General features: G+C 71.2%; 19 protein-coding genes. 18 read left to right on the top strand and 1 reads right to left on the bottom strand.

Features of this window, described 5'->3' with window-relative positions; genetic code table 11:
- The first annotated feature begins 15 nt into the window (after nucleotides 1-15).
- Nucleotides 16-750 (top strand): HNH endonuclease family protein, encoded by a 735-nt coding sequence (locus tag ADK52_RS35870; RefSeq protein WP_053694020.1) that lies wholly within the window; start codon nucleotides 16-18, stop codon nucleotides 748-750.
- Here the strand turns inward: ADK52_RS35870 and ADK52_RS35865 are convergent.
- Nucleotides 747-1,460, bottom strand: a complete 714-nt coding sequence (locus ADK52_RS35865; RefSeq protein WP_078988857.1) for a DUF2470 domain-containing protein — start codon at nucleotides 1,458-1,460, stop codon at nucleotides 747-749. The genes ADK52_RS35870 and ADK52_RS35865 overlap by 4 nt on opposite strands.
- 235 nt (nucleotides 1,461-1,695) lie before the next feature.
- On the opposite strand from ADK52_RS35865, the gene rpsD reads away from it, so the two are divergent.
- The 17 genes from rpsD to nusB all read left to right on the top strand — a co-directional run bounded on the left by rpsD (nucleotide 1,696) and on the right by nusB (nucleotide 18,630).
- On the top strand, nucleotides 1,696-2,307 hold the full coding sequence (gene rpsD, locus ADK52_RS35860; protein ID WP_030026606.1) for a 30S ribosomal protein S4: 612 nt from the start codon (nucleotides 1,696-1,698) through the stop codon (nucleotides 2,305-2,307).
- 178 nt (nucleotides 2,308-2,485) lie between these two features.
- Nucleotides 2,486-2,917: a DUF948 domain-containing protein gene (locus tag ADK52_RS35855; RefSeq protein WP_078622116.1), complete on the top strand. Its 432-nt coding sequence runs from the start codon at nucleotides 2,486-2,488 to the stop codon at nucleotides 2,915-2,917.
- A gap of 8 nt (nucleotides 2,918-2,925) precedes the next feature.
- Nucleotides 2,926-3,267 (top strand): DUF6167 family protein, encoded by a 342-nt coding sequence (locus ADK52_RS35850; RefSeq protein WP_053694018.1) that lies wholly within the window; start codon nucleotides 2,926-2,928, stop codon nucleotides 3,265-3,267.
- The gene (gene alaS, locus ADK52_RS35845) at nucleotides 3,267-5,936 is read left to right on the top strand and encodes an alanine--tRNA ligase (RefSeq protein WP_053694017.1); all 2,670 of its coding nucleotides are present in this window, start codon (nucleotides 3,267-3,269) and stop codon (nucleotides 5,934-5,936) included. The genes ADK52_RS35850 and alaS overlap by 1 nt, the downstream gene beginning before the upstream one ends.
- A gap of 2 nt (nucleotides 5,937-5,938) precedes the next feature.
- Nucleotides 5,939-6,409 carry a Holliday junction resolvase RuvX gene (gene ruvX / locus ADK52_RS35840; protein ID WP_030157428.1) on the top strand — a complete coding sequence of 157 codons (471 nt, stop codon included), beginning with the start codon at nucleotides 5,939-5,941 and terminating at the stop codon, nucleotides 6,407-6,409.
- A 128-nt stretch (nucleotides 6,410-6,537) separates the two neighbouring features.
- Complete coding sequence (gene mltG, locus ADK52_RS35835; protein ID WP_053694016.1) at nucleotides 6,538-8,289, top strand: endolytic transglycosylase MltG; 1,752 nt, start codon at nucleotides 6,538-6,540, stop codon at nucleotides 8,287-8,289.
- Nucleotides 8,286-9,107 (top strand): shikimate dehydrogenase, encoded by an 822-nt coding sequence (locus tag ADK52_RS35830; RefSeq protein ID WP_053694015.1) that lies wholly within the window; start codon nucleotides 8,286-8,288, stop codon nucleotides 9,105-9,107. Before mltG ends, ADK52_RS35830 begins: the two co-directional genes overlap by 4 nt.
- A gap of 251 nt (nucleotides 9,108-9,358) precedes the next feature.
- Nucleotides 9,359-10,543, top strand: coding sequence for a chorismate synthase (gene aroC / locus ADK52_RS35825; protein WP_053694014.1), 1,185 nt, complete (start codon nucleotides 9,359-9,361; stop codon nucleotides 10,541-10,543).
- The gene (locus ADK52_RS35820; protein ID WP_030157436.1) at nucleotides 10,540-11,058 is read left to right on the top strand and encodes a shikimate kinase; all 519 of its coding nucleotides are present in this window, start codon (nucleotides 10,540-10,542) and stop codon (nucleotides 11,056-11,058) included. The genes aroC and ADK52_RS35820 overlap by 4 nt, the downstream gene beginning before the upstream one ends.
- On the top strand, nucleotides 11,055-12,146 hold the full coding sequence (gene aroB / locus ADK52_RS35815; protein WP_053694013.1) for a 3-dehydroquinate synthase: 1,092 nt from the start codon (nucleotides 11,055-11,057) through the stop codon (nucleotides 12,144-12,146). The genes ADK52_RS35820 and aroB overlap by 4 nt, the downstream gene beginning before the upstream one ends.
- Nucleotides 12,143-12,583, top strand: coding sequence for a type II 3-dehydroquinate dehydratase (gene aroQ / locus ADK52_RS35810; RefSeq protein ID WP_053694012.1), 441 nt, complete (start codon nucleotides 12,143-12,145; stop codon nucleotides 12,581-12,583). The genes aroB and aroQ overlap by 4 nt, the downstream gene beginning before the upstream one ends.
- Nucleotides 12,584-12,663: 80 nt before the next feature.
- Complete coding sequence (locus tag ADK52_RS35805) at nucleotides 12,664-13,458, top strand: AAA family ATPase (RefSeq protein ID WP_063784018.1); 795 nt, start codon at nucleotides 12,664-12,666, stop codon at nucleotides 13,456-13,458.
- 83 nt (nucleotides 13,459-13,541) lie between these two features.
- Nucleotides 13,542-13,898 carry a VOC family protein gene (locus ADK52_RS35800; protein WP_053694011.1) on the top strand — a complete coding sequence of 119 codons (357 nt, stop codon included), beginning with the start codon at nucleotides 13,542-13,544 and terminating at the stop codon, nucleotides 13,896-13,898.
- 61 nt (nucleotides 13,899-13,959) lie between these two features.
- On the top strand, nucleotides 13,960-16,338 hold the full coding sequence (locus ADK52_RS35795; RefSeq protein WP_053694010.1) for an ATP-binding cassette domain-containing protein: 2,379 nt from the start codon (nucleotides 13,960-13,962) through the stop codon (nucleotides 16,336-16,338).
- A 122-nt stretch (nucleotides 16,339-16,460) separates the two neighbouring features.
- Entirely contained in the window at nucleotides 16,461-17,570 is a 1,110-nt protein-coding gene (locus ADK52_RS35790; protein ID WP_053694009.1) for an aminopeptidase P family protein, read from the top strand.
- Nucleotides 17,571-17,629: 59 nt separating this feature from the next.
- A complete protein-coding gene (gene efp / locus ADK52_RS35785; protein ID WP_053694008.1) occupies nucleotides 17,630-18,196 on the top strand; it encodes an elongation factor P in 567 nt (188 codons plus the stop codon).
- Nucleotides 18,197-18,198: 2 nt separating this feature from the next.
- Nucleotides 18,199-18,630, top strand: a complete 432-nt coding sequence (gene nusB, locus ADK52_RS35780; RefSeq protein ID WP_030157452.1) for a transcription antitermination factor NusB — start codon at nucleotides 18,199-18,201, stop codon at nucleotides 18,628-18,630.
- Nucleotides 18,631-18,665 lie beyond the last annotated feature (35 nt).

The raw sequence follows: 18,665 nt of genomic DNA, 5'->3' as shown, positions 1-18,665 counted from the left end.
CCTTAGGCTCCGCACATGCGAGTCAGGGCTTCGTTGCCGGCCGTCGCGGCGGCGCTGCTGCTCAGCGGGTGCCACCACGGCGGTGTTGAGGCGGCTTCGCCCAGCGCCGCCCGGCTCGTGGCGCGGGCGCCGCTCGCCGGCCCCGGATTCCCCCCGGACGCGGCCACCGCCAGGGAGCGGCTGGCCGGGCTCACCGTGGAGCGGGGCAAGAACGGGGAGACGTACAAGAGGGAGAACTTCGGCAGGTACTGGTCCGACGACACCGACGCCGTCGGCGGCCGCAACGGCTGCGACACCCGGGACGACGTCCTGCGCCGCGACCTCAGCGAGCTGCGCGAGGGCGACCGCAACCCCTGCGTCGTGGTCTCCGGAGTGCTGCACGACCCGTACACCGGCAAGACCCTCCCGTACTCCTACCGCAGGGCCTCGCAGATCCAGACCGACCACGTCGTCGCGCTCGCCGCCGCCTGGCGGGGCGGTGCGTACGCCTGGACGCCGCAGCGCAGGCTCGCGTACGCGAACGACCTGGACGTCCTGCTCGCGGTGGACAAGCAGACCAACCAGGACAAGGGCAGCAGGACCGCCGACAAGTGGCAGCCGCCCCGCGCGGCGTACCGCTGCGAATACGCCCGCCGCTATGTCGGGATCAAGGCCAAGTACGGGCTGTCGGTGACCCCGCCGGAGAAGACCGCCCTCCAGGACATGCTCGGGACCTGCCCGGCCGCCGCCGCCGGCCGGAACCGGCCTTAGGGGGTGCCCGCCGCCGCGAACAGGGTGTGCATCGCCCGGCGCAGCTCGCAGACGTCGCGGACCGGCGCCGGGAAGTCGAAGCGGGCGTCGAAGGAGGAGCCGTCGCCCGTGAAGCGGACCCGCAGGCCCAGCCGGTCCAGGGCCAGCGGGACCGCGGACGCGGCGGCGCTCTCCCGCGGGCCCAGCAGCGCGCACAGGTCCGCGATCCGGTCGCGGTGCGCGGCGGCCAGGTGCTGGAGGAGCTCCGTCTCGTGGTCCACCATCGGGTCCGGCTCCGCCGCGGCCAGTTCCTCGGGGTCCACGTGCTCGGCGCCCCACAGGTCGTCCACCGAGATCTCGCCGACCTCCAGGCGCAGCATCACGAAGGACGGCCGGCCGTGCAGCCCGAGCAGCTCGCCCACCGGCCGGCGCTCCGCCAGCAGCGCGGCGCAAGCCGCGCGGTCCTCTCCGCGCACCTGGGTCAGCCACCCGGCGAGCCACGCGCGGCCTCGGATACGATGGGGCACGGACACCGGCGCCACATCCGTGATCTCGATCACGGCGGTGAGGTCGTCGTCCTGGGCGTGAGCGGCTGCCCTGGCAGCCGCGGATTCCCCTGACACCAGGAGAATCACGTCCCCGTCCGGGGTGACGGTCCGCGCGGCCGGCATCCCTGCCCCGAAGTCTGCCTGGTCAAGCGACCGCACCTGGTCGAAAGCACCCGGCAGCATGAGGGATACTGAGGCGTTGGACTCTACGAGGGTTCGTACGCGTTCGGCTCCGGTGAGCTGCCGAACGCCTTCCCTGGGACGCGGCTGACCTTGCTTATCGTCGGCGCAAGCGGATTCTGTTTCGTCTGAATCCGAACTGCGTTGCGCACTGGGCAGGGGGATCCCATGTGGTCGAGACATTACGTCCTCCTCGATAAGGTAAGCCTCACCTAACTTACATGGAGGTAGGTTCCCCGTGAACCAGAAGCGACCCAAGGTCAAGAAGTCGCGTGCCCTCGGCATTGCGCTGACCCCGAAGGCCGTCAAGTACTTTGAGGCCCGCCCCTACCCGCCGGGCGAGCACGGCCGTGGCCGCAAGCAGAACTCGGACTACAAGGTCCGTCTGCTGGAGAAGCAGCGTCTGCGCGCTCAGTACGACATCTCTGAGCGTCAGATGGCCCGCGCGTACGACCGCGCCAAGAAGGCCGAAGGCAAGACGGGCGAGGCGCTGGTCGTCGAGCTCGAGCGTCGCCTCGACGCCCTGGTCCTGCGTTCGGGCATCGCCCGCACCATCTACCAGGCCCGCCAGATGGTCGTTCACGGCCACATCGAGGTCAACGGTGCCAAGGTCGACAAGCCGTCGTTCCGTGTCCGCCCGGACGACGTCATCACCGTGCGCGAGCGCAGCCGCGAGAAGGTTCCGTTCCAGGTTGCCCGTGAGGGTGGCTACGCAGGCGAGGGCGAGACCCCGCGCTACCTGCAGGTCAACCTGAAGGCCCTGGCCTTCCGCCTGGACCGCGACCCGAACCGCAAGGAAATCCCGGTCATCTGCGACGAGCAGCTCGTCGTCGAGTACTACGCCCGCTGATCCAGCGGCCGTAGCCTCACAGGCTGGTCAGCCCGCCGGTTCCCCTCTGGGGGAGCCGGCGGGCTTCCTGTTTTCGGCGGACCCCGAATTCCGGTACGGCGGTGGATCTCCGGCGCGATAAGGTCGGAGAAAGACTTGTCCAGTGATCACATGCAGAGACAGCAGAGAGCGGTGCAACGTGTCCGGTGGAGAGGTGGCCGGGATCCTCGTGGCCGTCTTCTGGGCCATTCTGGTCTCCTTCCTCGCCGTGGTACTGGTGAGGCTGGCCCAGGTGCTCAAGGCGACCACCAAGCTGGTGGCCGACGTGACCGAGCAGGCCGTCCCGCTGCTCGCGGACGCCTCCACCACCGTCCGCTCCGCACGCACCCAGCTCGACCGGGTCGACGCGATCGCGAGCGACGTCCAGGAAGTCACCTCGAACGCCTCCGCGCTGTCCTCCACCGTGGCCTCCACCTTCGGCGGGCCGCTGGTCAAGGTCGCGGCCTTCGGCTACGGCGTCCGCAAGGCACTGGGCAAATCCACGGAAGCCGCGCCGCAGCGGGCGTCCCGACGTACTGTCATCGTTGGCCGTACGGTGCCGGCGGCACGGCGCCGGAAGCAGAAGGGCTGAAACCTCCGATGTTCCGCCGAGCCTTCTGGTTCACCGCCGGCGCAGCCGCCGGCGTGTGGGCCACCACCAAGGTCAACCGCCAGCTCAAGAAGCTGACACCGGAGAGCCTCGCCGCCCAGGCCGCCGACAAGGCCGTGGAGGCGGGCCACCGCCTCAAGGACTTCGCCCTCGACGTCAAGGCGGGAATGACGCAGCGCGAGGACGAGCTGAACGACGCACTGGGATTGCACCAGGATCCCGACCGGCCGGACAACGTCACCGCCCTCCCCGGGCCGCGGCGACTGCGGGCCATCCAGAACGACAAGACCACCCAATCGAAAATCTCGTACAACCGGAATGAGGACCACTGATGGAGTCGGCTGAAATCCGCCGCCGCTGGCTGAGCTTCTTCGAGGAGCGCGGTCATGCCGTTGTCCCTTCGGCGTCGCTCATCGCGGACGACCCGACTCTGCTGCTGGTCAACGCGGGCATGGTCCCGTTCAAGCCGTACTTCCTCGGTGAGACCAAGCCGCCGGCCCCCCGCGCCACCAGCGTGCAGAAGTGCGTCCGTACGCCGGACATCGAAGAGGTCGGCAAGACCACCCGCCACGGCACGTTCTTCCAGATGTGCGGCAACTTCTCCTTCGGCGACTACTTCAAGGAAGGCGCCATCACGTACGCCTGGGAGCTGCTCACCAGCTCCGTGGCGGACGGCGGCTACGGCCTGGAGCCGGAGAAGCTCTGGATCACCGTCTACCTCGACGACGACGAGGCCGAGACGATCTGGCGCGAGAAGATCGGCGTCCCCGCCGAGCGCATCCAGCGCCTGGGCAAGAAGGACAACTTCTGGTCCATGGGCGTCCCGGGCCCCTGCGGCCCGTGCTCGGAGATCAACTACGACCGCGGCCCCGAGTTCGGCGTCGAGGGCGGCCCGGCCGTCAACGACGAGCGCTACGTGGAGATCTGGAACCTGGTCTTCATGCAGTACGAGCGCGGCGCCGGCGACGGGAAGGAAGACTTCCCGATCCTCGGCGACCTGCCGTCGAAGAACATCGACACCGGTCTCGGCCTCGAACGCCTCGCGATGATCCTGCAGGGCGTACAGAACATGTACGAGACCGACACCCTGCGCGTGGTCATGGACAAGGCCACCGAGCTGACCGGCGTGCAGTACGGCGCCGCCCAGGGCACCGACGTCTCGATGCGCGTGGTCGCCGACCACATCCGCACCTCCGTCATGCTCATCGGCGACGGCGTCACCCCCGGCAACGAGGGCCGCGGCTACGTGCTGCGCCGCATCATGCGCCGCGCCATCCGCAACATGCGCCTCATGGGCGCCACCGGTCCGGTCGTCCAGGACCTCGTCGACGTCGTGATCAACACGATGGGGCAGCAGTACCCGGAGCTCGTCACCGACCGCAAGCGCATCGAGACCGTCGCGCTCGCCGAAGAGGCCGCCTTCCTCAAGGCCGTCAAGGGCGGCACCAACATCCTCGACACCGCCGTGACCGAGACCAAGGCCGCCGGCGGCACGGTCCTCTCCGGCGACAAGGCGTTCCTGCTCCACGACACCTGGGGCTTCCCGATCGACCTCACCCTGGAGATGGCCGCCGAGCAGGGCCTCTCCGTGGACGAGCCCGGTTTCCGCCGCCTCATGCAGGAGCAGCGCGACCGCGCCAAGGCCGACGCCAAGGCCAAGAAGACCGGCCACGCGGACATGTCCGCCTACCGGGAGATCGCCGACGGCTCCGGCGCCACCGAGTTCACCGGCTACGCCACCACCCAGGGCGAGTCCACCATCGTCGGCCTCCTGGTCAACGGCGTCTCCGCGCCCGCCGCCTCCGAGGGCGACGACGTCGAGGTCGTCCTCGACCGCACCCCCTTCTACGCCGAGGGCGGCGGCCAGCTCGCCGACCAGGGCCGGATCAAGCTCGACTCCGGCGCCGTCATCGTCGTCCGCGACGTGCAGCAGCCGGTCCCGGGCGTCTCCGTGCACAAGGGCTCCGTCCAGGTCGGCGAGGTGACGGTGGGCGCCTCCGCCTACGCCGCCATCGACGTGAACCGCCGCCGGGCCATCGCCCGCGCCCACTCGGCCACGCACCTGACCCACCAGGCGCTGCGCGACGCGCTGGGCCCGACGGCTGCCCAGGCCGGTTCCGAGAACTCGCCCGGCCGCTTCCGCTTCGACTTCGGCTCGCCGAACGCCGTCCCCGGCACGGTCCTCACCGACGTCGAGCAGAAGATCAACGACGTGCTCTCCCGCGAGCTCGACGTCACCGCCGAGATCATGAGCATCGACGAGGCGAAGAAGCAGGGCGCCATCGCCGAGTTCGGCGAGAAGTACGGCGAGCGCGTGCGCGTCGTGACCATCGGGGACTTCTCCAAGGAGCTGTGCGGCGGTACGCACGTCGGCAACACCGCCCAGCTGGGTCTGGTGAAGCTGCTCGGCGAGTCCTCCATCGGCTCCGGCGTGCGCCGCGTCGAGGCCCTCGTCGGCGTGGACGCGTACAACTTCCTCGCCAAGGAGCACACGGTCGTCGCCCAGCTCCAGGAGCTGGTCAAGGGCCGTCCCGAGGAGCTGCCGGAGAAGATCGCCTCCATGCTCGGCAAGCTGAAGGACGCCGAGAAGGAGATCGAGAAGTTCCGCGCGGAGAAGGTCCTCCAGGCCGCCGCCGGTCTCGCCCAGAACGCCCAGGACATCCACGGCGTCGCCCTCGTCGTCGGCCAGGTGCCGGACGGCACGGGCGCCGACGACCTGCGCAAGCTGGTCCTCGACGTCCGCGGGCGCATCCAGGGCGACCGCCCGGCCGTCGTCGCCCTGTTCACCACGGCGAACGACCGCCCGCTGACCGTCATCGCCACCAACGAGGCCGCCCGCGAGCGCGGTCTCAAGGCCGGCGACCTGGTCCGCACCGCCGCCAAGACCCTCGGCGGCGGCGGTGGCGGCAAGCCGGACGTGGCCCAGGGCGGCGGCCAGAACCCGGCCGCCATCCCCGAGGCCATCGCCGCGGTCGAGCGCCTCGTCGTCGAGACGGTCTGACCATGACGCTGCGCCGTGGCCGCCGTCTCGCCATCGACGTCGGGGACGCCCGGATCGGGGTCGCCTCGTGCGACCCCGACGGGGTGCTCGCCACACCGGTGGAAACCGTTCCGGGCCGGGACATCCCCTTCGCCCACCGGCGGCTGCGGCAGCTCGTCGAGGAGTACGAGCCCCTCGAAGTCGTGGTCGGCCTGCCCCGCTCGCTCAGCGGGCGGGAGGGGCCGGCCGCGGCCAAGGTGCGCGCCTTCGCCATGGAACTCGCCAAGGGCATCAAGCCGGTGACGGTCCGTCTGGTCGACGAGCGGATGACCACCGTCACCGCCGCCCAGGGGCTGCGGGCCTCGGGACGGAACGCCAAGAAGGGCCGCTCGGTGATCGACCAGGCGGCCGCAGTGGTGATCCTTCAGAACGCTCTTGAGACCGAACGGGTATCAGGTAATCCGCCCGGTGAGTGCGTCGAAGTGGTTGTCTGATCGCGATACGGTAACGTTCCGCGCGATGCGGCGGCATTCGAACAAGTCGTCGCCCACCACTTCAGAGGCGGAACCGGGTGCCGCGGCGGACAGGGCCGTTGCCTCCGTCTCGCGGCTCTAGGGGACCGATGACTGAGTATGGCCGGGGCCGCGACCCCGAACCGTGGCACCCGGAGGACCCCTTGTACGGGGACCACGGGTGGACCGGGCACGAGGCCCAGCAGGCTCAGATGCCCTACGCCGGTGGCCCCCAGCAGCAGTACCCGCAGGAGCCGCAGTACCAGCAGGATCCCCAGTACCCGCAGTACCAGCAGGATCCGCAGTACCAGCAGCAGTACGTGCAGCAGGGCCAGTACCCGGACCAGCAGCAGGGCTATGCCCCGCAGCAGCCCCACCAGGCCCACCAGCAGCTCTACCCGCAGCAGCCGCCGCAGCCGATGTACGACGGCCAGGGCCAGGGCTGGGACACCGGTCAGGTCCAGGCCCAGAGCCAGGTCCAGTACGCCGCCGTCCCGCAGGCCGACCCGTACGTCGGCGCGGAACCGTACGCCCAGCAGCCCGTCGGCGGCTACCCGGGCGAGGCCCCCGACCTCTACGGCACGCCCGAGGCCTACCCGCCGCCGCAGCCCCCGGGCCGGCGCCACCTGGTCACGGAGCCGGAGCAGGACCAGGAGCCGGAATCCGAGTACGCCGACGAGACGGCCGACGAGGCCTCCACGGCGGCGCCCGGCGAGGACGGCGACTCCGACACCCCGGGCGGCGGCGGACGCCGCGGCCGCTCGAAGGACAAGAAGCCGAAGGGCCGCAACGGCGCGGCGTGCCTGATCGCCGCCGTCGTGATCATCGGCGTCCTCGGCGGTGGCGGCTACTACGGCCTGGACTACCTCAAGTCCAAGTTCAGCACCGGCGAGGACTACGCCGGCGAGGGCGAGGGCACCGTCACCATCGACATCCCCAAGGGCACCGGCATGGGGGAGATGGGCCGCATCCTCAAGGCGCACGGCGTCGTCAAGAGCGCCGACGCGTTCGTCGCCGCCGCCAAGGCCAACCCCAAGGGCGGGGCCATCCAGGCGGGCTCCTACACGATGAAGGAGCACATGTCGGGCAAGGCGGCCGTCGACCTGATGGTGGGCGGCGCCGGCGTCAACGCGCTGGACGTCATCCCCGGCTGGAAGACCAGCCAGGTCTACAAGGCCATCGACGAGCGGCTCAAGCTCAAGGAGGGCACGACCAAGGACGTCGCCACCAAGGAGGCGAAGAACCTCGGTCTGCCCGACTGGGCCAACAACAAGGACCTCAAGGACCCACTGGAGGGCTTCCTCTACCCGGCCCGCTACGACCTGAGCAAGGACGCGACCCCGCAGTCGATGCTCAAGCAGATGGTCACCAAGTCCAACGAGGCCTACGAGAGCGCGGACGTCAAGGGCCAGGCCTCCAAGCTGGGCCTCTCCAGCCCGCTGCAGCTCATCACCGTCGCGAGCCTCGTCCAGGCCGAGGGCAAGTACCAGCACGACTTCGACAAGATCTCCAGGGTCGTCTACAACCGGCTCAAGCCCGGCAACACGGAGACCTACGGTCTGCTCGACTTCGACTCCACGGTCAACTACATGAGGGGTCAGAGCACCCTGGACGTGGGTTCCGTCAACGACCTCCGCAAGCTCGACGACCCGTACAACACCTACAAGATCAAGGGCCTGCCGCCCGGACCGATCGGCAGCCCGGGCCCCGACGCCCTCAAGTCGGCGATCAACCCGGCCACCGGTCCCTGGTACTACTTCGTGTCGGTGAACGAGAACGAGACCCTGTTCGCCGTGACCAACGAAGAGCACAACAGGAACCGCCAGAAGTACGAAGAGGAGAGGAAGAAGGAAGGGCAGTGATACGCGCAGCCGTGCTCGGTTCACCGATCGAGCACTCCCTTTCACCGGTGCTCCACCGCGCCGCGTACCAGGAGCTCGGCCTCGACGACTGGTCGTACGACCGCTTCGAGATAGACGAGGACGCGCTCCCGCAGTTCGTCGCCGGCCTCGGCCCCGAGTGGGCCGGGCTGTCCCTGACGATGCCGCTCAAGCGCGCGGTCATCCCGCTGCTCGACGGCATCAGCGACACCGCCGCCTCGGTCGAGGCGGTCAACACGGTCGTCCTGACCGAGGACGGCCGGCGTCTCGGCGACAACACCGACATCCCCGGGATCGTCTCCGCGCTCCACGAGCGCGGCGTCGACACGGTCGGGCGCGCCACGATCCTGGGCGCCGGGGCCACCGCCTCCTCCGCCCTGGCGGCGCTCGCCAGGGTCTGCTCCGGCGAGGTCACGGTGTACGTGCGCTCCCGGGCCCGCGCCGACGAGATGCAGGAGTGGGGCGAGCGCCTCGACGTGGCCGTCCGTACGGCCGACTGGGCGGACGCCGCCGAGGGGCTGGGCGCGCCGCTGGTCATCGCGACGACCCCGGCACGCGCCACGGACTGGCTGGCCGACCGCGTACCGGCCGGTGCGGGGACCCTCTTCGACGTCCTGTACGACCCCTGGCCGACCGCGCTCGCGGCGGCCTGGTCGGAGCGCGGCGGCCGGCTCCTCGGCGGCCTGGACCTCCTCGTCCACCAGGCGGTGCTCCAGGTCGAGCAGATGACCGGCCGGCACACCGCGCCGCTGGCCGCCATGCGGGCCGCGGGCGAGGCAGCGCTGCGGGCCCGCCACTGATCGGCCGTCTCCCCACCCGCCGCCCGACCCGCCGCCTCCGCACCCACTGCCGCGGCACCTGATGCACTGCGCGGGCCGATCTTGCCCGCGACGGCCGCACTCGCCAGGGTGAGCCCGGGTGCACCGCCGTCCGCCAGCTGGACCGGAGGGCGGCGCACCGGCCCGGACGTGGGAGGATCGGGTGTGGCGGGTCCGGGCCGAGCACCCGGCCGCGCCGCCGCAGTACCCAGGCGCGAGCATGAGGAGCATCGTTGAGCAGGTTGCGTTGGCTGACCGCAGGAGAGTCGCACGGACCGGCACTGGTCGCGACGCTGGAGGGCCTTCCCGCCGGCGTTCCGGTCACCACCGAGCTGGTGGCCGACCACCTGGCCCGGCGCCGGCTCGGCTATGGCCGCGGTGCCCGGATGAAGTTCGAGCAGGACGAGATCACCTTCCTCGGCGGCGTCCGCCACGGCCTGTCCCAGGGCTCCCCGATCGCCGTCATGATCGGCAACACCGAGTGGCCCAAGTGGGAGACCGTCATGTCGGCCGACCCGGTCGACCCGTCGCTGCTCAAGGACACCGGCCGCAACGCGCCGCTGACCCGGCCGCGCCCGGGCCACGCCGACCTCGCGGGCATGCAGAAGTACGGCTTCGACGAGGCCCGGCCGATCCTGGAGCGCGCCAGCGCCCGTGAGACCGCCGCCCGCGTCGCCCTCGGCGCCGTCGCCCGCTCCTTCATCAAGGAGGTCGCGGGCATCGAGATCGTCTCGCACGTGGTGGAGCTGGCCACGGCCAAGGCCCCGTACGGCGTGTACCCGACCCCGGCCGACGTCGAGAAGCTGGACGCGGACCCGGTGCGCTGCCTGGACGCGGACGCGTCGAAGGCGATGGTCGCGGAGATCGACCAGGCCCACAAGGACGGCGACACCCTCGGCGGCGTCGTCGAGGTCCTCGCCTACGGGGTCCCGGTCGGCCTCGGCTCGCACGTGCACTGGGACCGCCGCCTGGACGCGCGCCTCGCGGCCGCGCTGATGGGCATCCAGGCGATCAAGGGCGTCGAGGTCGGCGACGGCTTCGACCTGGCCCGCGTACCCGGCTCGCAGGCGCACGACGAGATCGTGGCCACCCCCGAGGGCATCAAGCGCACCTCCGGCCGCTCCGGCGGCACCGAGGGCGGTCTGACCACCGGTGAGCTGCTGCGCGTCCGCGCGGCCATGAAGCCGATCGCGACCGTCCCGAAGGCGCTCGCCACGATCGACGTGGCCACCGGCGAGGCCGCCGCCGCCCACCACCAGCGCTCCGACGTCTGCGCCGTCCCCGCGGCCGGCATCGTCGCCGAGGCGATGGTCGCCCTCGTCCTCGCGGACGCGGTCGTGGAGAAGTTCGGCGGGGACTCGGTCCCCGAGACCCGGCGCAACGTCCGGTCGTACCTCGACAACCTGCAGATCCGGTGACGGGCGGACCACTGGTCGTCCTCGTCGGGCCCATGGGGTCCGGCAAGTCCACGGTGGGGGCGCTGCTCGCCGAGCGGCTCGGCGTCCCCTACCGGGACACCGACGCCGACATCGTCGCGGCCCAGGGCCGCGAGATCTCGGACCTCTTCGTCGACGAGGGCGAGCCGTACTTCCGCGAGCTGGAGCGCCGGGCGGTCGCCGCCGCGGTCGCCGAGCACACCGGAGTCCTCGCCCTCGGCGGCGGCGCCGTCCTCGACGCGGGCACCCGGGAGCTGCTGGCCGGGCTGCCCGTCGCCTATCTGTCGATGGACGTCGAGGAAGCCGTCCGGCGGGTCGGGCTGGGCGCGGCGCGCCCGCTGCTCGCCGTCAACCCGCGCCGCCAGTGGCGCGAGCTGATGGAGGCCCGCCGCCCCCTGTACACCGAAGTCGCGCGCGTCGTGGTGGCCACCGACGACCGCACCCCCGAAGAGGTCGCCCAGGCGGTCCTCGACGCTCTGGAGTTGAAGGACGTATGACAGACCAGGTGACGCGCATCCAGGTCGGCGCCAGCGCCGGACACGACGCGTACGACGTGCTGGTGGGCCGGCAACTGCTCGGCGAGCTGGGCGGCCTGATCGGTACGAAGGCCCAGCGGGTCGCAGTGATCCACCCCGAGGCGCTGGCCTCGACCGGTGAGGCGCTGCGCGACGACCTGGCCGAGCAGGGCTACGAGGCGGTCGCCATCCAGGTGCCGAACGCCGAGGAGGCCAAGACCATCGAGGTCGCGGCGTACTGCTGGAAGGCGCTCGGCCAGTCCGGTTTCACCCGCACCGACGTGATCGTCGGCGTCGGCGGCGGGGCCACCACGGACCTCGCGGGCTTCGTCGCGGCCTCCTGGCTGCGCGGAGTGCGCTGGATCGCCGTACCGACCACCGTCCTCGCGATGGTGGACGCGGCCGTCGGCGGCAAGACCGGCATCAACACCGCCGAGGGCAAGAACCTGGTGGGAGCCTTCCACCCGCCCGCCGGCGTGCTGTGCGACCTGGCGGCGCTGGACTCGCTGCCGGTCCACGACTACGTCAGCGGCCTCGCCGAGGTCATCAAGGCCGGATTCATCTCCGACCCGGTGATCCTCGACCTGATCGAGGCGGATCCGGCCGCGGCCCGCACGCCCGACGGCCCGCACACCGCGGAGCTCATCGTGCGCTCGATCCAGGTCAAGGCGGACGTCGTCTCCAGCGACCTGAAGGAATCGGGGCTGCGGGAGATCCTCAACTACGGGCACACCCTCGCGCACGCCATCGAGAAGAACGAGCGCTACAAGTGGCGCCACGGCGCGGCCGTGTCGGTCGGCATGGTCTTCGCGGCCGAGCTCGGCCGGCTCGCGGGCCGGCTCGACGACGCGACGGCCGACCGCCACCGGGAGATCCTGGCCGCGGTCGGGCTGCCGCTGACCTACCGCGGCGACCAGTGGCCCAAGCTGCTCCAGACCATGCAGGTTGACAAGAAGTCCCGCGGCAACCTGCTGCGCTTCATCGTCCTCGACGGCCTGGCCAAGCCCACCGTCCTGGAGGGCCCCGACCCGGCGCACCTGATCGCGGCGTACGGCGAGGTGTCGGCGTGAGCCGCAAGGTGCTCGTGCTGAACGGGCCGAACCTGGGCCGGCTCGGGTCGCGCGAGCCCGACGTGTACGGGGCCACCTCGTACGCCGGGCTCGTCGAGAGCTGCCGCGCGCTGGGCGAGGAGCTCGGCTTCGACGTCGAGGTCCGCGAGACCAACGACGAGGGCGCCATAGTGCGCTGGCTGCACGAGGCGGCGGACGGCAAGATCCCGGTCGTGATCAACCCGGGTGCCTTCACGCACTATTCGTACGCCATGCGGGACGCGGCGGCGCAGCGCACCGCTCCGCTGATCGAGGTGCACATCTCGAACCCGTACGCCCGCGAGGAGTTCCGGCACACGTCGGTCATCGCCTCGGTGGCGACCGGGACGGTGGCGGGCTTCGGGATCGGCTCGTACCGGCTGGCGCTGCGCGCGCTGGCGGACGAAGTCGCACTCTGACGGTGCTGGTGGGCGGCTCCGCCCCCGTGGTCATATAACGTTCTCGCATCAGTCGGTGGAACGAGACGGAGTGGCAGCGGATGCAGCAAGGAGTGGGGGGCGGCGGCGCGGGCTGGGGGCAGCCGGGACATCATGCGGCCGTGCCCCCACAGCCGCCGATACCCCCCGCGCAGGGGTGGCCGGTGCCGGTGCCGCCCGCCGCGCCCCCGCAGGCGCCTGCCCCGCACACGCCGGCCCCGCACGCGCCGCCGTACTCGCCGCCGCCCGGCACCGAGGCCACGGGGCACATTCCGCTCCCTCCCGCGGTGGCCGGGACCGGCGGGGCCACGCTGGCCGTGCTGCTGATCGGCCCGGCGGGCGCGGGCAAGACCACCGTGGCCCGGCACTGGGCGAGCACCCGGCCGGTGCCGACCGCCCACGTGAGCCTGGACGACGTCCGGGAGTGGGTGTGCTCGGGCTTCGCTGACCCGCAGGCGGGCTGGAACGACCACTCCGAGGCCCAGTACCGGCTGGCCCGCCGCACCTGCGGCTTCGCCGCCCGCAACTTCCTGGCCAACGGGATCTCCTGCATCCTCGATGACGCCGTGTTCCCGGACCGGCCGGTGGTGGGCCTGGGCGGCTGGAAGCGCCACGTGGGACCCGCCCTGCTGCCCGTCGTCCTCCTGCCCGGCCTGGAGATCGTCCTGGAGCGCAATGCCGCCCGCTCGGGCAACCGGCGCCTCTCGGACGAGGAGGTCGCCCGCATCCACGGCCGCATGGCGGGCTGGTACGGCTCCGGGCTGCCGATCATCGACAACTCGGACCTGGACGTGGAGGCCACCTCGCGGGCCCTTGACGAGGCACTGGCCCGGGCCCTGGCCACCCCTGGTTTCTAAGCGGTCAGCTTTGGAGAAGCGTGGGCCCGCGTGCCGCGGTTAGCGTGAATTCCACGCCGAACCCCACCACTCCAGGAGTGATCATGACCAGCTCTCCCACCCAGGGAATCAAGACCGTCCTGCACCCCGTCTCCGACCTGGCCGCCGCCAAGGACGTGTACACCGCGCTGCTCGGCGTCGCGCCGACGAGCGACGAGCCGTACTACGTCGGCTACGAGGCCGCCGGCCAGCAGATCGGGCTCGTGCCCGGCGGCGCCGCGCAGGGCATGACCGGCCCCGTGGTCCACTGGCACGTGCCGGACATCGAGGCCAAGCTCGCCGAGGTGACCGCGGCCGGCGGCAAGCTCAAGGACCCCGTGCGCGACGTCGGCGGCGGCCGCCTCGTGGCCACCTTCACCGACCCCGACGGCAACGTCCTCGGGCTGATCCAGGACCAGTGAGCGCGCCCCGCACAGCTGGTGAGATCGAGCCAGGCTGCCCGACCCGACAGACGGAGACACGATGAGCAAGGACAGGGACAGGCCCGCGCCGCACGATGCCGACAGCCACGACCTGATCCGCGTGCACGGCGCGCGGGTGAACAACCTCAAGGACGTCAGCATCGAGATCCCGAAGCGCCGCCTGACGGTGTTCACCGGTGTCTCCGGATCGGGCAAGAGCTCATTGGTGTTCGACACGATCGCCGCCGAATCGCAGCGGCTGATCAACGAGACCTACAGCGCCTTCGTCCAGGGGTTCATGCCGACGCTGGCCCGGCCCGAGGTCGACGTGCTCGACGGTCTGACCACCGCGATCACCGTCGACCAGCAGCGGATGGGTGGTGACCCGCGCTCCACGGTGGGCACCGCCACCGACGTCAACGCCATGCTGCGCATCCTCTTCAGCCGACTCGGCAAGCCGCACATCGGCTCCGCCAAGGCGTTCTCCTTCAACGTCGCCTCGATCAGCGGGGCCGGCGCGGTCACCGTCCGGCGCGGCGGGCAGGAGGTCAAGGAGAAGCGCAGCTTCAGCGTCACCGGCGGCATGTGCCCGCGCTGCGAGGGCCGCGGCGCGGTCACCGACATCGACCTCACGCAGCTCTACGACGACACCAAGTCGCTGAACGAGGGCGCGTTCACGATCCCCGGGTACACCGGGGGCGGCTGGAACTCGCGCCTCTACATCGAGTCCGGTTTCTTCGACCCGGACAAGCCGATCGCCACGTACACGAAGAAGGAGCTCCAGGACCTCCTGCACCGCGAGCCGACCCGCATGAAGATCGCGGGCATCAACATGACCTACGAGGGCCTGATCCCGCGCGTCCAGAAGTCGATGCTGTCCAAGGACACCGAGTCCATGCAGCCGCACATCCGGGCCTTCGTGGAGCGGGCGGTCACCTTCACCACCTGCCCCGACTGCGCGGGCACGCGGCTGAACGAGGGCGCGCGCTCCTCGAAGATCAAGCGGAAGAACATCGCCGACCTGTGCGCGATGGAGATCCGGGACCTGGCCGAATGGGTCCGCGCACTCGACGAGCCCTCGGTGGCGCCGCTGCTCGCGACGCTGCTGGGGACCCTCGACTCGTTCGTCGAGATCGGTCTCGGCTACCTCTCGCTCGACCGCGCGTCGGGCACGCTCTCGGGCGGTGAGGCGCAGCGCGTCAAGATGATCCGCCACCTCGGCTCCTCGCTCACCGACGTCACGTACGTCTTCGACGAGCCCACCACCGGCCTGCACCCGCACGACATCCAGCGCATGAACAACCTCCTGCTGCGGCTGCGGGACAAGGGCAACACCGTGCTCGTCGTGGAGCACAAGCCGGAGACGATCGCGATCGCCGACCACGTCGTCGACCTCGGCCCCGGCGCCGGTTCGGGCGGCGGCACCGTCTGCTTCGAGGGCACCGTCGAGGGGCTGCGGACCGGCGGCACCATCACCGGCCGGCACTTCGACGACCGGGCCGCCGTCAAGGACGGCGTGCGCAAGCCCACCGGCACGCTGGAGATCCGCGGGGCCAGTGCCCACAACCTCCGCGACGTCGACGTGGACATCCCGCTGGGGGTGCTCACCGTCGTCACGGGTGTCGCGGGCTCGGGCAAGAGCTCGCTCGTGCACGGATCGATCCCGCCCGGCGAGGGCGTGGTCTCGGTCGACCAGGGCGCCATCAAGGGGTCCCGGCGCAGCAACCCGGCGACGTACACCGGACTGCTCGACCCGATCCGCAAGGCGTTCGCCAAGGCCAACGACGTGAAGCCGGCGCTGTTCAGCGCCAACTCCGAGGGCGCCTGCCCGACCTGCAACGGCGCCGGGGTCGTCTACACCGACCTGGCGATGATGGCCGGCGTCGCCACCACCTGCGAGGAGTGCGAGGGAAGGCGGTTCGACTCCTCGGTCCTCGACTACCACTTCGGCGGCCGTGACATCAGCGAGGTGCTCGCGATGTCGGTGACCGAGGCCGAGGCGTTCTTCGGGTCGGGGGCCGGGCACCTCCCCGCCGCGCACCGCATCGTCGCGCGCCTCGCCGACGTCGGCCTCGGCTACCTCACCATCGGCCAGCCGCTCACGACCCTCTCCGGCGGCGAGCGCCAGCGGCTCAAGCTGGCGACCCACATGGCCGACAAGGGCGGGGTCTACGTCCTCGACGAGCCCACGGCCGGCCTGCACCTCGCCGACGTCGAGCACCTGCTGGGCCTGCTCGACCGGCTCGTCGACTCCGGCAAGTCGGTCATCGTCGTCGAGCACCACCAGGCGGTCATGGCGCACGCCGACTGGATCATCGACCTCGGGCCCGGCGCGGGCCACGACGGCGGCCGGATCGTCTTCGAGGGCACCCCCGCCGCGCTCGTGGCCGAACGGGCCACCCTCACCGGCGAGCACCTCGCGGCGTACGTGGGCGGCTGACGGGGGAGCGGCCCGGAGCGGGTGCGGGCCCGGGCCCGGCGGCCCGGGCCGCCGCCGGGCCCGGGCCCCGTACGGGTGTGCTCACCAGGCCGGATGCGCGCGGCGCTCGTACGCTCGAAGACATGTCAGACGTGTACGCGACCCGCCGGGGCCTGCTTCGCGACCGCTGCGCCGCAGCGGGGAACGCCGCCGCACTGATCACGCGTCCGGCGAACGTCCGCTACCTCACCGGGGCGTCCCCGCCGTCCGCCGTCCTGCTCGTCGGGCCGGACGGCGAGGACATGCTGTTCACCGTCGGCCCGCCCACCGGCGAAGCCGACGAGGGGCGCCTCGACGAGCGGCTCAGGCTCTCCGTACTGGCGGGCCCCGGCAGCGACGCCGCCGTCGCGGCCGGGGACACGGCCGGATCGCTGCGCGTCGAGTCGCTGGCCGTCGAGGAGCACCACCTCACCGTCGCCCGCCACCGCGCCCTGCGCTCGGTCGCGCCCAAGACGCGGCTCGTGGACCTCGGCAGCGCCGTGGAGCAGCAGCGCCTCGTCAAGGACGAGGAGGAGATCGCCTGCCTGCGGATCGCCGCGGAGATCGCCGACCAGGCCCTCGGCGAGCTGCTGGAGTCGATCCTGGTGGGCCGGACCGAGCGCCACCTCGCGCTGGAGCTGGAGCGCCGTCTCGTCGACCACGGCGCTGACGGGCCCGCCTTCCCGACCTCCGTCGGCGCCGGGCCGAACTCCGGCCGCTCCCGGCACCGGCCCTCCGACCGCCGGGTCGAGGAGGGCGACTTCCTCTCCGTCTGCCTCGGCGCCAACTACCGCGGCTACCGCTGCGAGATCGGCCGGACCTTCGTGATCGGCACCAGCCCGGCCGACTGGCAGATCGAGCTCTACGATCTTGTTTTCACGGCCCAGCGGGCCGGCCGGGAGGCGCTCCTGCCCGGCGCCGCGTACCGCGAAGTCGACCGCGCGGCGCGCTCCGTACTGGACTCCGCGGGCCACGGTGAAGCCATCGCTCCGTCGACCGGACACGGCGTCGGCCTCGAAATCGACGAGGACCCGCAGCTTGCACCTACGGCAATGGGTAAACTGGACGCTTGCGTGCCGGTCACCGTCGAACCGGGGGTTCACCTCCCGGGCCGGGGAGGTGTCCGGATCGATGACACGCTCGTCGTGCGCCCCGAGGCGGACGGCGGTCCCGAGCTACTCACCATTACGACCAAGGAGCTGCTCGCGCTCTAGCCCGCCGCGGCGGACTGTGCGCGCACCCGTGGTCTTCCAGTGCAGGAGATTCCGCAACCGTGGCTTCCACGAACGACCTCAAGAACGGCATGGTGCTCAAGCTCGACGGCGGCCAGCTCTGGTCCGTCGTCGAGTTCCAGCACGTCAAGCCCGGCAAGGGCCCGGCCTTCGTGCGCACCAAGCTCAAGCACGTGCTCTCCGGCAAGGTCGTCGACAAGACGTTCAACGCCGGCACGAAGGTCGAGACGGCCACCATCGACCGCCGCGACATGCAGTTCTCGTACATGGACGGCGAGTACTTCGTCTTCATGGACATGCAGACGTACGACCAGCTGATGGTCGACCGCAAGGCCGTCGGCGACGCCGCCAACTTCCTCATCGAGGGCTTCACCGCCTCGGTCGCCCAGCACGAGGGCGAGGTGCTCTACGTCGAGCTCCCGGCCGCCGTCGAGCTGGTCATCGAGCACACCGACCCGGGCGTCCAGGGCGACCGCTCCACCGGTGGCACCAAGCCCGCCAAGCTGGAGACCGGTTACGAGATCCAGGTCCCGCTCTTCGTCACCACCGGCGAGAAGGTCAAGGTCGACACCCGCACCTCCGACTACCTCGGCCGGGTGAACAGCTAACCGTGGCTGCCCGCAGCAACGCGCGCAAGCGCGCCTTCCAGATCCTGTTCGAGGCCGACCAGCGCGGGGTGCCCGTGCGCGAGGTCCTCGCGGACTGGATCCGCCACGCGCGGTCGGACGACCGGCAGCCGCCCGTCAGCGCCTTCACGATGGATCTCGTCGAGGGGTACGCCGACAAGGTGAACCGCATCGACGACCTGATCGTCACCTACGCCGTGGACTGGGAGCTCGACCGCATGCCGGTCGCGGACCGGAACATCCTGCGGCTCGGTGCCTACGAGCTGATCTGGGTGGACGACACCCCGGACGCCGTGGCCATCGACGAGGCCGTCCAGCTGGCCAAGGAGTTCTCCACCGACGAGTCCCCCTCGTTCGTGAACGGGCTGCTGGCCCGCTTCAAGGACCTGAAGCCGAGTCTGCGCCGGGGCGAATAGCCCACGCGGTCGGCGAGAACGGCAGGGCCCGCAGC

This window comes from Streptomyces sp. WM6372 (assembly GCF_001279655.1).
Lineage (GTDB): Bacteria > Actinomycetota > Actinomycetes > Streptomycetales > Streptomycetaceae > Streptomyces.
The sequence above is the reverse complement of the archived record's forward strand: the minus strand, read 5'-3'. Positions and strand labels throughout refer to the sequence as shown.